General features: G+C 73.0%; 13 protein-coding genes. 8 read left to right on the top strand and 5 right to left on the bottom strand.

What is annotated here, in order from left to right:
- Nucleotides 1-62: 62 nt before the first annotated feature.
- Both ACZ3KJ_RS25760 and ACZ3KJ_RS25755 read left to right on the top strand, forming a co-directional pair.
- Nucleotides 63-1,487, top strand: a complete 1,425-nt coding sequence (locus ACZ3KJ_RS25760) for a CaiB/BaiF CoA transferase family protein (protein WP_467530394.1) — start codon at nucleotides 63-65, stop codon at nucleotides 1,485-1,487.
- Nucleotides 1,484-2,266, top strand: a complete 783-nt coding sequence (locus ACZ3KJ_RS25755; protein ID WP_467530392.1) for an enoyl-CoA hydratase/isomerase family protein — start codon at nucleotides 1,484-1,486, stop codon at nucleotides 2,264-2,266. Before ACZ3KJ_RS25760 ends, ACZ3KJ_RS25755 begins: the two co-directional genes overlap by 4 nt.
- A gap of 108 nt (nucleotides 2,267-2,374) precedes the next feature.
- Here the strand turns inward: ACZ3KJ_RS25755 and ACZ3KJ_RS25750 are convergent, their stop codons facing one another.
- Together ACZ3KJ_RS25750 and ACZ3KJ_RS25745 are read right to left on the bottom strand one after the other, a co-directional pair.
- Nucleotides 2,375-3,067: a CAP domain-containing protein gene (locus tag ACZ3KJ_RS25750; RefSeq protein ID WP_467530391.1), complete on the bottom strand. Its 693-nt coding sequence runs from the start codon at nucleotides 3,065-3,067 to the stop codon at nucleotides 2,375-2,377.
- A 513-nt stretch (nucleotides 3,068-3,580) separates the two neighbouring features.
- On the bottom strand, nucleotides 3,581-4,015 hold the full coding sequence (locus ACZ3KJ_RS25745) for a hypothetical protein (RefSeq protein ID WP_467530390.1): 435 nt from the start codon (nucleotides 4,013-4,015) through the stop codon (nucleotides 3,581-3,583).
- 360 nt (nucleotides 4,016-4,375) lie between these two features.
- On the opposite strand from ACZ3KJ_RS25745, the gene ACZ3KJ_RS25740 reads away from it, so the two are divergent.
- The gene (locus ACZ3KJ_RS25740) at nucleotides 4,376-5,032 is read left to right on the top strand and encodes a TetR/AcrR family transcriptional regulator (protein WP_467530388.1); all 657 of its coding nucleotides are present in this window, start codon (nucleotides 4,376-4,378) and stop codon (nucleotides 5,030-5,032) included.
- A gap of 212 nt (nucleotides 5,033-5,244) precedes the next feature.
- On the opposite strand, the gene ACZ3KJ_RS25735 is transcribed toward ACZ3KJ_RS25740, so the two are convergent.
- The 3 genes from ACZ3KJ_RS25735 to ACZ3KJ_RS25725 all read right to left on the bottom strand — a co-directional run bounded on the left by ACZ3KJ_RS25735 (nucleotide 5,245) and on the right by ACZ3KJ_RS25725 (nucleotide 7,554).
- On the bottom strand, nucleotides 5,245-6,414 hold the full coding sequence (locus tag ACZ3KJ_RS25735; RefSeq protein WP_467530387.1) for a type III polyketide synthase: 1,170 nt from the start codon (nucleotides 6,412-6,414) through the stop codon (nucleotides 5,245-5,247).
- A gap of 128 nt (nucleotides 6,415-6,542) precedes the next feature.
- On the bottom strand, nucleotides 6,543-6,728 hold the full coding sequence (locus ACZ3KJ_RS25730) for a hypothetical protein (RefSeq protein ID WP_467530385.1): 186 nt from the start codon (nucleotides 6,726-6,728) through the stop codon (nucleotides 6,543-6,545).
- Between the two features lie 349 nt (nucleotides 6,729-7,077).
- Nucleotides 7,078-7,554: a MarR family winged helix-turn-helix transcriptional regulator gene (locus ACZ3KJ_RS25725; protein WP_467530383.1), complete on the bottom strand. Its 477-nt coding sequence runs from the start codon at nucleotides 7,552-7,554 to the stop codon at nucleotides 7,078-7,080.
- 46 nt (nucleotides 7,555-7,600) lie between these two features.
- Between ACZ3KJ_RS25725 and pip the strand changes: the two genes are divergently transcribed.
- The 5 genes from pip (at nucleotide 7,601) to ACZ3KJ_RS25700 (ending at nucleotide 12,837) form a co-directional block, all read left to right on the top strand.
- A complete protein-coding gene (pip, locus tag ACZ3KJ_RS25720) occupies nucleotides 7,601-8,572 on the top strand; it encodes a prolyl aminopeptidase (protein WP_467530381.1) in 972 nt (323 codons plus the stop codon).
- A 144-nt stretch (nucleotides 8,573-8,716) separates the two neighbouring features.
- Nucleotides 8,717-9,211, top strand: coding sequence for a lamin tail domain-containing protein (locus tag ACZ3KJ_RS25715; protein WP_467530379.1), 495 nt, complete (start codon nucleotides 8,717-8,719; stop codon nucleotides 9,209-9,211).
- A gap of 517 nt (nucleotides 9,212-9,728) precedes the next feature.
- Nucleotides 9,729-10,841, top strand: a complete 1,113-nt coding sequence (locus tag ACZ3KJ_RS25710; protein WP_467530378.1) for a LacI family DNA-binding transcriptional regulator — start codon at nucleotides 9,729-9,731, stop codon at nucleotides 10,839-10,841.
- A complete protein-coding gene (locus tag ACZ3KJ_RS25705; RefSeq protein WP_467530376.1) occupies nucleotides 10,838-11,854 on the top strand; it encodes a Gfo/Idh/MocA family protein in 1,017 nt (338 codons plus the stop codon). The genes ACZ3KJ_RS25710 and ACZ3KJ_RS25705 overlap by 4 nt, the downstream gene beginning before the upstream one ends.
- Before the next feature lie 95 nt (nucleotides 11,855-11,949).
- Complete coding sequence (locus ACZ3KJ_RS25700) at nucleotides 11,950-12,837, top strand: SIS domain-containing protein (protein ID WP_467530374.1); 888 nt, start codon at nucleotides 11,950-11,952, stop codon at nucleotides 12,835-12,837.
- Nucleotides 12,838-13,106: the final 269 nt, after the last annotated feature.

Genomic DNA, 13,106 nt, shown 5'->3' with positions numbered 1-13,106 from the left:
CCTCCCCGGCTCCGCACGGCACGTACCGCATCACCAGCACGCGCACGAAGGGCTCCTCCACCATGTCCTCCTCCGCCCCCTCGCACGACAACGACCTGACGCGGCACGACGACGACATGAACCGGCACGACGACGGCACGGTCCGGTACGACGGCGACATGTCGCAGCCCGACGGCGACACGGTCCGGCACTACGACGGCATGTCGCAGCCCGAAGACGACACGGCCCGGCACGACGACGGCATCTCGCAGCCCGACGGCGGGATGTCACCGCACGACGACCGCGACGGCACGCCGGGGTCCGGCGCGCTGCGCGGCATCCGGGTGCTCGACCTGTCGCGCATCCTGTCGGGTCCGCTGGCCACCATGGTCCTGGCCGACCTCGGAGCCGAAGTGATCAAGGTCGAGAACACCCGGACCGGTGACGACACCCGCCAGTGGGGTCCGCCCTTCCAGGGCGACCAGGCCGCCTACTTCCTCTCCGCCAACCGGAACAAGCGCGGGATCGCCCTGGACCTCAAGTCCCCCGAAGGCCTGGCGGTGGCACGCCGTCTGGCCGACCGGGCGGACGTGCTGGTCGAGAACTTCCGCCCCGGCACCGCCGAACGCCTCGGCCTCGGCTACCGGGAGCTGGCCGCGCGCAACCCGCGCCTGGTGTACGCGTCGATCTCCGGCTACGGCCAGACCGGGCCGTGGGCGTCGCAGCCCGGCTACGACGCCATCGCCCAGGCGCAGAGCGGCATGATGAGCATCACCGGCGAGCCGGGACAGCCGCCGGTCCGGCCGGGTATGGCCACCGCGGACATCGGCGCGGGCATGTGGGCCGTCATCGGCATCCTCGCGGCGCTCCAGGCGCGTCGGCACACCGGGCAGGGACAGCTCGTGGACGTCTCGCTGCTGGACGGGCAGCTCTCCTGGCTCACCTACGTCGCGCAAGGCTGGTTCGCCACCGGGCAGCCGCCCCGCCCGCACGGCTCGGCCCACCCCACGATCGTGCCCTACCAGGCGCTGCCCACCGCCGACGGACACCTCATGGTGGCCGCGGGCAACGACAAGCTGTGGCGGCTGTTCGCCGAGACGGTGGGGTGCGCCGACCTGGCCGACGACCCGCGGTTCGCCACCAATCCCGACCGGGTCCGCAACCGGGACCAGCTCGTCCCGCTGCTCGAGGCCGCCCTCCGGCGGCGCGGCCGGGAGGAGTGGGCCAAGCTGCTGGAGGCGGCGGGCGTGCCCTGCGCCCCGATCGCCACCGTCGCCGAGGCGCTGACCGGCCCGCAGGCACAGGCCCGCTCGATGGTGACCGAGCTGGACCACCCCACCCTCGGCCGGCTCCGCACGGTCGGCTCACCCCTCAAGCTCAGTGAGACCCCGGTCCGCCTGCGGACCGCCGCGCCGCTGCTGGGCCAGCACACCGACGACGTGCTCGCCGAGAACGGATACGCCCCTGCCGAGATCGCCGCGCTGCGCGCCGCCGGGGCCGTCCGATGACCGGCACCGCGAGCGTCGGCCTGCGGCGCGAAGGGCCCGTGGCGACCATCAGGGTGGGCAACGGCCGGCGTGCCAACGCGCTGGGCGTCGGCGACTGGCGGGCCCTCACCCAGCTCCTCGACGGCCTCGGCCAGGACCCTTCCCTCGGCGCGGTGGTGGTCACCGGGGGCGGGACGGCGACCTTCAGCGCCGGATCCGACATGCGCGAGTGGCTCGGCGCCGATCCCGAGCGGATCGACGACGCCTTCGCCGCCATGGAGGAGGCCCTGCGCGCCGTGGAGCGCCTGCCCGTGCCCGCCATCGCGCGGGTGTCCGGGGCGGCCGTCGGCGCCGGCTGCCAACTGGCCTGTGCGTGCGACCTCCGCGTCGTCGCGGACGAGGCGCGCATCGGCATGCCCGTCGCGCGCTGGGGCATCCTGGTGCCCCCTGCCTTCGCGGCACGGCTGGCGCTCCTGACCGGTCCGGCCCGGGCGCGGGACCTCCTCTACACCGGACGTCTGGTGGGCGGTGCGGAGGCGGTCGGCATGGGGCTGGCCACGCTCAGCGTGCCCTCGGCGGAACTGCGCACCGCCACCGACCGCCTGCTCGCGGCGATCACGGAGCATCCTCCCGCCGCGATCCGTGCCGCCAAGCGCTCCCTGGACCAACTGCTCGAACCGGTACGCGACCATGTGTTCAAGATCCCGGCCGGTCCGAGCGCCGACTACGCCAGCATGCAGTCGGGTCTCTCGCTGTTCCTGTCCCGCATGGCGGGAGCCGACGGCGACGGGCAGCGGTGACGAGGGGCACGCACGAGCGGTCACCCACGGGCGGTCGCTCAGGAGCCGTCGGCGGACAGGAGGTCATCCACGAGCGGTCGGCGGGCCGAGCAGTCGGGGGCCGAGCGGTCAGCCGGCCGAACCGAAGTCCTGCGTCCAGTAGTTGCCGGGCTGCGCGAGTCCGACGCCGATCTCCTTGAAATCGCAGTTCAGGATGTTGCGCTTGTGACCGGGGCTGGACATCCAGCCCGCCATGACCTCTTCGGGGCTGGAGTAGCCGTAGGCGACGTTCTCGCCGTAGGAGCTCCAGCTGTAGCCGGCGCGCGTGAGGCGCTCCGCGGGGTCGGAGCCGTCGGAGCCCGTGTGCGACATGTTGCTGTGGAGCGCCATGTCCGCGCTGTGGTCCTGGGCCGCCTTCGTGAGCTTCGCGTTCAGGGTGAGCGCGGAGCAACCAGCCTTGCTGCGCTCGCTGTTGACCAGGGCCACGACGCGCGTCACCGCGTCGGACGCCGTGGCCGCCGCGTCGGAGGTGTCCGCGGACGCGGTGGCGGTCGCGGCGGGGTCGGCGGCCGTCGTCGAGGCCGGCGCGGTGGCCGCCGCGGAAGCCGACGGCTGTGCGGTCGGGTCGTCGGACGTCCACCGCTGGTTCCAGGACGCGTTCGTCCCGTTCGTCCACTGTCCGGAGGACGCGGCGCTCTCGGTGGCCTCGGCGCTCTGGTCACCCAGACACGCCATGGCGGCGGTCGGTACTGCCAACGCGCTGAGTGCGACGGCAGCGATGGCTATGTGGCGGTGGCGCGTCTTCCTGCGGTGCTTGCTCATACGGTCCCTCGCTCGGTCGTCTCCAGGCGCCCCCGGCAGACCCGGCACTGCATGGACGCTGTGCCTGACCTGCGGTGACGCCGCCTGGGGCCGTCATTGTTGAACCTGTGTGAGCGAGCGGCAACGAAGGTCGCTACTACCTGCCTTCGTAGCTCCCGGAACCCCTTGAATCCGGCGCGCGGGTGTGCTGACCCATCCCCACCGGAACGGCGCCGCGGCCTGACGCTCCGCCACCAGACCGCCCCTGTCGGGCGGGCGGCGCGCGGCATCCGGGTCGGACCCCCGGCACCGCACCCTGTGCGCCGTATGTCTGTTTCGGCAGTCCACATCCGCCTATGTCGCCCACGCGCCATGTACTACCGGGCAACGTTGATACGAGAACGCCACGTGACGGATGTCACTGCACATCACTGCAACCATTCCCGGTCGGGCACGTTCACGGGTACAGCGCCGGCCGGCGTACGCGCCGAGGCACGAGAACCGCCTGCGGCCGCACGCCGCACGGGCCCGCCGTCAGGCGCAGATGAGGTTCTTGACCTCCTGGAAGGCGTCGTACTCGGCCTTCTGGTCCACCGGCAGCTGGTAGAAGCCGGCGGTGATCTTCGGAACCGACGGGATGACGGACAGGCGGAACTTCTGGCCGTCCGTCGTCGAGATGTGGAAACGGCCCTGGAGGTCGCGCTTCTTCACGGCACCGCGGTTCGCGTCGGTGATGACGACCGGCGTGCCCGCCGAGACCCGGCCGTTGCCCTCGTCGACCGGGACTATGACGAGTTCGGTGCTGCCCGGTCTGAAGCCCACGGCGTAGTTGTAGACCGTGGTGCTGCGGTAGACGATGAAGTTCCGCTCCTTCATGTCCGAGGCGTAGACCTTGGTGTAGCCCGCACCGTCGGGCACGGCGGCGTCGAAGGCCGCGTGGATGTCCGCCTTGAGCTGTTCCTTGCTCACCACTGTGTGCACTCCTCCTCGTGAACTCCTCGTGAACCGAAAGACGGCAGCCCGGTGCCGACACCAGCACGGCACCGGGCAGCCGTGGGCAGCACGGCCCGCGCTGACCGCGAGGCGGCTGAACCCGCGTTGACTGTACAGCTAGCCAACCAAAAGACCCAATCCCAAGTGCCCTGCCGACAGGCGGAGTTCGACCGCCCCGCCCGATCCGCGGACCAGCGGCCGTACGGCCGTGCGCGCGGGTCACGGGGACCGGGGCCCGGACCGGTGACGGGGTTCCGGGGCGGGACGGCGACAATGGTCGTGCCGGGGTGGACCAGCCCGGCACGGGACCAGGAACGAGCGGGAGTGGGGTGGCACGTGTCGCCACGGTCGGCGGAGGCCAACGAGGAACTGCGGGCGCAGTCGCGGGAGAGGATCCTCGCGGCGGCCCTGGAGGTCTTCGCCGAGAAGGGGTACCACGACGCCACCATCTCGGAGATCACCGCGCGGGCCGGCGTCTCCCGCGGTCTGCTCACCTACTACTTCCCCGGCAAGCAGAACCTGGTGGACGAGCTGCTCGACCGCTACCTGGACGGGGTCTCCGCGCTCGTGGAGGTGACCGGCACGCCCGACGAGCGTCTGGCCGCGATCATCGACGGGGTCATGGCCCTGGCGGTCGCCACGGTTCCCGTCCAGCGGATCACGCTCAGCCTGGTGATCAACCCGGCGACGCATCCCCTGTTCGCGGCGGCCGAGTCCCGCAAGGAGGAACGGGTGGTGGCCCTGGAGGACGGGCTGCGCGCGCTGTTCGCGGCCCGCGGGGCCGAGGACCCGGCGGTCGAGGAGGTGCTGCTGCGCAGCGTTTTGGAGGGCGTGATCTTCAAGACCGCCGTCTACGGCGACCAGTACCCGGCCGAGCCGATACGCCGCCGCCTTTACGCCTTGTACGGCCTTCCCGCGCCGCGGGCCGACCTCCTGCCCGGCGGCCCGCTGCCCACGGGCCGGATGCGCGCCGATCGGGCACTCGACGGTTAGGGCGGAACGCGGGCCGGGCCGGCGCGATGCCGCCGGGCCGGGTGGTGGCGTCCTCACCACGGCACCACGCGGACAGCGGCCCGTCCGCGTGGCGTCGTGGTGAGGACGCCACGCGGACGGGCCGCTTCTACGGTGATCCACCGGCCTCGGGGTGCCGGTACCGGCCGCCCGGCCGGAAGGGCGACGGCGCGCGGATCACCGCCGGCACCACGTCAGGCCTGGGGCACGGGCCAGCGGCCGGCCGTCTGCGGTGCCCTCGGACCGACGCGCCTGGCCGCCGGCATCGCGGCGCTGCGCCGCCCGGTCGCGTAGCGGGTCGCGAGGTCCGGCACCGGTGCGTCGACCCACCGGCCCACGGCCATCTCCGCGGTGATGCCGGGGCCGAAGCCGGCGATGATGCCGGGCGCTCCGTCCGGGGCTCCGCCTTCCTCGAACAGACGGCCGAGGGCGTCCAGGACGACGGCGCTGGCGATGTTCCCGTACTGGGTGAGCGTGGCCCTGCTGTGGCGGAAGGCCTCCGGTTCGACGTCCAGGAAGCGGCACAGGTCGTCGAGGATGCGGGGGCCGCCCGCGTGGATGATGTAGAAGCCGAGGCGTGAGGCGTCCCAGCCGTGTGCGGCGGCGAGATCGCGCAGGACCGGGGCGAGGGGCTCCATCGTGGTCGGTACGCGCTTGTCGAGCCGGAAGTGGAACCCGGTCGGCTTGACGGCGTAGGAGATCCACTTCTCGGTGTGGGGGATCAGGTAGGACGCGTTGCGCTCCAGGTCCAGCCCCCGGCCGCCGTGGCCGCGTACGACAGCCGCCGCGACCGCGTCGCCGAACAGCCCGTCGGACAGCAGCGATCCGACGTCCAGGTCGGTCGGCTGGTAGCACAGCGAGCAGAACTCGCAGGACACGATGAGGACGTTCTTGCCGGGGTGGGCGACGCAGAAGTCGTGGGCCCGGTTGATCGCCGCGCCGCCGGCCGCACAGCCCAGCTGGGCGATGGGCAGTTGCCGGGTGTCCGGACGGAAGCCCATGCGGTTGATGAGCCAGGCGGTCAGCGACGGCATCATGAAGCCGGTGCAGGAGACGTAGATGATGGCGTCGATCTCGTCCGGCTCCAGCTCGGCGTGGTCCAGGGCGCGCCGCACGACGTCGGGCACCCGCTGTTTGGCCTGCACCTCGTAGATGTGGTTGCGTTCTTCGAAACCGGGGTGGCGCAGGGTCTCCTCGATGGGCTGGATGATGTGGCGCTTGCTGACCCCGGTGTTGCGGATGAGCCTCAGCACGAGGGCGAGCTGATCGTGGCCGGCGTGCTGACGCTCCGCCAGGGCGAGCGTCTGCTCCGCGGTGATGATGTGCTCGGGGACGTTGACGGCGGGACGGCACAGAACGGGCATGGGACGGAACCTTTCACTCTGCCGGACAGGAACGCGATGGACCGGTCTCCCCGGTCGGCGGACCTCTGCGTGGCCGACGGCGCTGCGAGACGCGCGCACGGACCGGCTTCCTCGGGGGAGGCCGGGGATCAGCAGGAGCCGCCGGCGGCCACGTGACGGTGACCGGGCCGCCTCCGCACGTCTCCTCCGCGGCGGCCGTGCCGTGGGAAGGCCGCCGCGGAGGCGGCGTTCCCGATCGTGGCGGTCGGGGTGGTCGGGGCGGTCGGCGCGCAGCTCAGCGCGGCGGAAACGATCAGCTTGAGCCTCACGTCCATGAACGACTCCTTCGCCGAGGCGTCGGGTGCTGTCTCCTGCTGAGCGTCGGCATGCGAGGCGATGCCCTGGTGGGCCTCGTACCTCCCTACGAGTGAAAGCCCCTTCACCCTGCGGGGGTGAACCGGGATGGCCCGATCGGGTGAACCCGGGGTCCGGCGGCGGTCTTTCCCGCCCACCGGTGGCGCCCGCGCCGAACCCGGGCGATGGTTCGCCCGCACACCCCCCAGCCCGCCGAGGTCGCGCAGGCCCGGCCCCGCCACCGGCGTGAGCAACGGCGAGGGCCGGCGCGCCTGCGGCCGGCACCCGCGGCATCCGGCGCACGCGGTCCCAGGGCGGGCCGTCCCGTGGTCAGGGCCGGTACGCCGCCGCGATCCGGGCCCGGAACGGATCCCGGCGCAGTGCGTCCGCGACCTCCGTCAGCAGCTCCGCCAGCGGCATCGAGAGTTCCGAGTCCAGCTCCGCCATGGCTGCCGCCGTCGCGTCCCACTCCGCCTCGATCCGGGGCAGCAGGGCGTGGGCCTTGGGCGTGAGCCCGATCAGACGGCGGCGGGCGTCCCGCGGGTCGGGGGTGTGGGTGACCAGGCCCGCGCGGGCCATCTGGGCCGCCGTCTGGCTCGCGGCCGAGTGCGTGACACCGACTGCCGCGGCCAGGTCACGGACCGGGAGCGGGCCTTCGGCCAGGAGCGCCCGTACGACCGGGGAGTAGCGGGGCCGGTAGTCGGCGACGCCCTGCTCCTCGTAGACCCGGGCCACGTCACCGTCGAGCAGCTCGAGGACGTGGCGGAGCAGGGTCCCCACGGCGGCCGGGTCCGGCTGGTTCCTCATGGCGCTAATCTAACAGCACTGTCATATCTCGGAGGGTCCGTTTCACATGACCGAGCTCCACCCCCTCGTCGAGCCGTACGACGACGGCATGCTGGACGTCGGCGACGGCAACCGCGTGCACTGGGAGACCTGCGGGAATCCCGCGGGCAAGCCCGCCCTCGTCCTGCACGGCGGACCGGGGTCCGGCGCGGGCCCGTTCTGGCGCCGGCTGTTCGACCCCGCCGCGTACCGCATCGTGCTCCTCGACCAGCGCGGGTGCGGGCGGAGCACGCCCGACGCCGCCGATCCGCGCACCCCGCTCGCCGCCAACACCACACCGCACCTGATCGCCGACATCGAACTGCTGCGCGAGCACCTCGGCATCGAGGGGTGGCTGGTGCTCGGCGGCTCCTGGGGCGTGACCCTCGCGCTGGCCTACGCCCAGCAGCACCCCGGGCGCGTGACCGAGCTGGTGCTGTTCAGCGTCACCAACACCACCCGCCGCGAGGTCGAGTGGGTCACCCGGGACATGGGGCGGATCTTCCCTGAGGAATGGGCGCGGTTCCGCGACACCGCACCGGAGCGGGAGCGCCACGGCAGCCTGGTGGAGGCGTACGCCCGGATGCTCGCCGACCCGGATCCGGCCGTACGGGAGCGAGCGGCGCGGGAGTGGTGCCGGTGGGAGGACGTGCACGTGTCCACCCACCGGGGACACCGGCCCGATCCCCGCTTCGAGGACCCGCGCTTCCGGATGCGCTTCGCCCGCCTCGTCACGCACTACTGGCGGCACGCCGGCTTCCTGGAGGACGGGGCCCTCCTGCGCGACGCCGGGAAGCTCGCCGGCATCCCCGGCGTGATGGTCCACGGCCGGATGGACATCAGCGGGCCCCCGGACGTCGCTTGGCGGCTGGCCCAGGTGTGGCCGGACGCGGAGCTCGTACTGATCGACGAGGAGGGACACGGGCTGTCGGGGGACGCCACGACACAGGCCGTGTTGGCGGCCACCGACCGTTTCCGGCCACCCGGCGGGACGTCCTGACACCTCCGTCAGCGCGGCCGCGCGCAGGGCCCGGTCGGCCACGACCTCGCCCGGCCACATCAAGCACACGGTATGAACATATGGAGTTCACATTCGGTATATGCTCCAGGCGCTCCATTCGCACCACTGAGGGGGGATTTCCTCATGCGTATACGCCTTGCGCTGACCGCGATCGCCGCGGCGGGCACCATCACCGCCGTCACCGCCGGCCCGGCCCAGGCCGCCGAGTACTCGTCCGCGCTGAAGGTCAAGGGCGTGCAGTACGACGCCCCGGGCAGCGACTCCAACCGCTGCTCCGGCGGCAACACCAAGAACGAGTACCTGACCATCAAGAACTACTCGCGCACCAAGACGGTCAACCTCAAGGGCTACGTCGTCAAGGACGCCGCGGGCAACAGGTTCACCTTCACCGCCGGCCACACCCTGGAGCCCGGCGACTACGTCAAGCTGCGCGGCGGCAAGGGCACCGACTCCGACGCCGGCAACGTCGTCTACCGCCAGAACTGCAACTTCATCTGGAACAACGACAAGGACACCATCTACCTCCTCAAGCCCACCGGCGCCCGCGCGGACGTCCACTCCTACACCAAGCGCGCCGACGACCCGGACGGCAACGGCTACATCAACTACCACGGCTGACCATCGCGGGCCGGCTCGAGAGACACGACAGCGGCGCTTCCGTTCCCCCAGGGAACGGGGGCGCCGCTGCCATGTGCGGGCACACCGGGGATGCGGGGTGGGGATCCGGTCACGTCGACGCTCCGCATCATTGAGGCGAGCACCCCGCCAAGTCAACGGCTCACGCCCCATGACTGGCAGATGAATCACTCAAGGGTCGCGTAACCAGCGGGACATACTGCGGACGAACGTCGAGTCATACGTGATTCATTACGTCAAAGGGCCGTTGACTCCCCTATGAAGGGCGCTCAATCATTTGGCTACTTCCTCTCCCCCTCACCTCCCGATCCCGGCCGGCCGGGCCATCACCACAGGAGCGCACGCATGTTCTCAGCCAGAGCACCGACGGCCACCGGGTCACCGTACTGATCCTCGACTCGACCTCATCCAGCACTGGGGGAGACCGTGTTCGCGCCCGGATCATCGAGGGTATGACCGTCGGCTCCGTCAAGTGAGCCACACGACAGGGGGAACGACGATGAACACCGGCGCCCGCGACCTGAAGTTCCGTCAACTCGCCGCCGAATTGCGGCAGCAGGTGCTCCAAGGGGTCTGGCCGGCCGGCGGACGGCTGCCCACCGAGAAGGCGCTCGCCGAGGCCAGCGGCACCTCGGTGAGCACGGTCCGCCGCGCCGTGGACGAACTGGTCGCCGAGCGACTGGTCGTGCGCCGGCAGGGCTCGGGCACCTTCGTCGTGCCGCCGAGCGCACCCGCTCCCGGGCGGGCGCTGGTCGGCGTCCTCGTGCCCGACACCGCGTTCTACTACCCGAAGGTCCTCCAGGGCATCGAGGAGACCCTGTCCGCCGCCGGCGCCCGGCTGCTGCTCGCCTGCTCCGGCTACGACCAGGTCCGCGAGGCGAAGGAGCTGCGGGACATGCTGGACGCGGGCGTCGACGGCCTGCTCGTCGTCCCCACGCTGCTCGGACCGGAGCCCGCCCCGACGGTCCTGGCCCGGCTGGCGTCGCTGCCCGTGCCGACCGTCCTGGTCGAGCGGCGCGACCCCTCCCTCGCCGCCACCAACACCTCCGTGTGCACCCACCACGAGGCCGGCGCCTACGACGCGGTCCGCCATCTCGCCGGCCTCGGCCACCACGCGATCGGCCTGGTCCTGCGTGACCAGAGCCCGACCACCGCTCCGGTCACCGACGGCTTCCACCAGGCGGTGTCCGAACTGGGCGCGCGGCACGTGGAGTTCCGCGCCGACCGGGAGGAGTGGTCCCCCGCCGCGGCCGACCGCTGCCTGGCCGCGCTGACCGCCGCCGGCGCCACCGCCGCCGTGTGCTTCGGCGACCGGCAGGCCGCCCTGCTGCTCGGCGCGGCCCGCCGGGCCGGACTCTCCGTCCCCGGCGACCTGGCCCTGGTCGCCTACGACGACGAGATCGCCGACCTCGCCGACATCCCGCTCACCGCGGTCGCGCCGCCCAAGCACCAGCTCGGCCGGATCGCCGCGCGGACGCTGCTCCAGCGGCTCGACGACCCCGCCGTACCGCGCGGCCGGATCCTGCTGCGTCCCACCATCACCGTCCGGCAGTCCTGCGGAGCGACGTCCGTGCCCGCCGGATCCACGACATGCGAGGAGAACACCCCGTGACCGACATCCGGCTCGGCCTGATCGGCGCCGGCGCCGTCGGGGCCCTGCACGCAGAGGCCGCCCGCGTCACCCCCGGCGTCCGGGTGACCGCCGTCTGCGACCTCGTCGCCGCGGCCGCGCACCGCGTGGCCGGACCGGCGGGCGCCGAGGTCTTCGCCGGCCACCGCGACCTCATCGCCTCCGGCCTGGTCGACGCCGTCGTCGTCAACACCCCGCACGCCCTGCACACCGACATCGTCGTCGACGCCGCGCAAGCCGGTCTGCACGTCCTGGTCGAGAAGCCGATGGCCACCACCGTGCGGGACTGCCTCACCGTGGAACGCGCCTGCGAGCAGGCCGGCGTGACCCTCTTCGTGGGGCACATCCAGCACTTCCTGCCGCCGATGGCCGCCGCGAAGGCCGCCGTGGACGCCGGAGCCGTCGGGGACGTCCTCGCCGTCCACGACTGGCGGGGCACCGACTACCGCCCCGGCAGCCGGCCCTCCTGGTTCTTCGACCCGGCGGTCTCCGGCGGCGGCGTCTTCATCAACATCGGCACCCACTGCGTGGACCGGCTGCTGTGGATCACCGGACGGCGCCCGACGGCGGTCACCGCGACGGCGGCCCACCGTGGTGACCTGCCGGTGGAGACCGACGTACTGGCCCGGCTGGAGCTGGAGGGCGGAGCCGTCGGCCACATCACGGTCACCAGCGCCCTGCTGCCCGCCCGTGACGAACTGACCGTCATCGGGTCACGCGGTTCGCTCCGCGTGTCCCGCGGCACCGGTGCGCGGCTCCACCCCGACGACGGCACCGACCCGGTCCTGCTGGCCGGGGAGTCCGACGACGACGTGCCGGCCGCCTTCCGCGACCAGCTCGCCGCGTTCGCCGCCGCCGTGCGGGGCGAACGGCCCTGCGCGGTCCCGGCCGCCCACGGACGGCAGGTCGTGACCGCCGTCGCGGGCGTCTACGCCGCCTGCGCCACGGGCGAACGGCACCTGCTGTCCGACGCAGCCGAGGTGCCCGTCGGCTGACCCGCGTACGCCCGTGCCGACGCCGGCACGGTCACGGACGCCCGCACGTCGCACGCCGCGAAGAGCCGAGAAGAGCCGAGAAGAGAGGACCTCACGTGTCGTTCACCCAGGACGAGATCGCCACCCAGCCGGAGAGCTGGCTGCGCGCCGCCGAGACCGCCGCCGGACTCGGTGACGCGCTGCCCTCGGCCGGCGAGGAGGTCGCCGTGGTCGGCTGCGGCACCTCGCTGTACATCGCCCGCTCCTACGCCGTCCTGCGCGAGAGCGCCGGCCACGGCCGCACGGACGCCTTCGCCGCCTCGCAGTTCCCGACCGGCCGCCGCTACGACCGGATCGTCGCCCTGACCCGGTCGGGCACCACCACCGAGGTCCTCGACCTGGTCAGGGGCGCCGTCCCGGACACGCCCGCCGAGCGGATCACCGCGATCACCGCGGACCCGGCGACGCCCGTCGCCGCGGCGGCCGGCCGGGTCGTGGCGCTGCCCTTCGCGGACGAGCGGTCCGTGGTGCAGACCCGGTTCGCCACCACCGCCCTGGCGCTGCTGCGGGCCCACCTCGGGGAGGACCTGACGGCCGCCGTCGCGGACGCGCGCCGCGCCCTCCTCGCCCCCGTGGACCCCGGGCTGGTCGAGGCGGGGCAGGTGACGTTCCTCGGCAGCGGCTGGACCTGCGGGCTGGCCGACGAGGCCGCGCTGAAGATGCGGGAGGCGGCCGGGGCGTGGACGGAAAGCTACCCGGCCATGGAGTACCGGCACGGTCCGATCAGCATCGCCGCCCCCGGTCGGGCCGTGTGGGTCTTCGGCTGGGTGCCCGCCGGGCTGGCCGACGACATCGCCCGCACCGGAGCCACGCTCGTGCACACGGACCTCGACCCGCTCGCCGACCTGATCCGCGCCCAGCGGCTGGCCGTGGCCCGCGCCGAGGCCGCCGGCCTGGACCCGGACCGGCCGCGCAACCTCACCCGCTCCGTCGTGCTCAGCTGACCGCACCCGGCCGGAGACCTCCGGCCACCGGCACACAGCCTCCCGGCCCCGGCGGAAAACGACCCCGCTGGCAGCACACACCCGCCCGGCCCCGGCCGGAGACACCCCGGCCACCGCCACACACCCGCCCGACCCGCATCCGGCCCCGCCCCCGGCGGCCGCATCCGACCCCGCATCCGGCCCCGCCCCCGGCGGCCGCTTCCGCATGCGGCTCCCTCCCCCGCCTCACCCGCCTGACCGCCACCCACCTGACCGCCACCCACCTGACC

This window comes from Streptomyces sp. NPDC003248, from assembly GCF_055563235.1.
The sequence above is the reverse complement of the archived record's forward strand: the minus strand, read 5'-3'. Positions and strand labels throughout refer to the sequence as shown.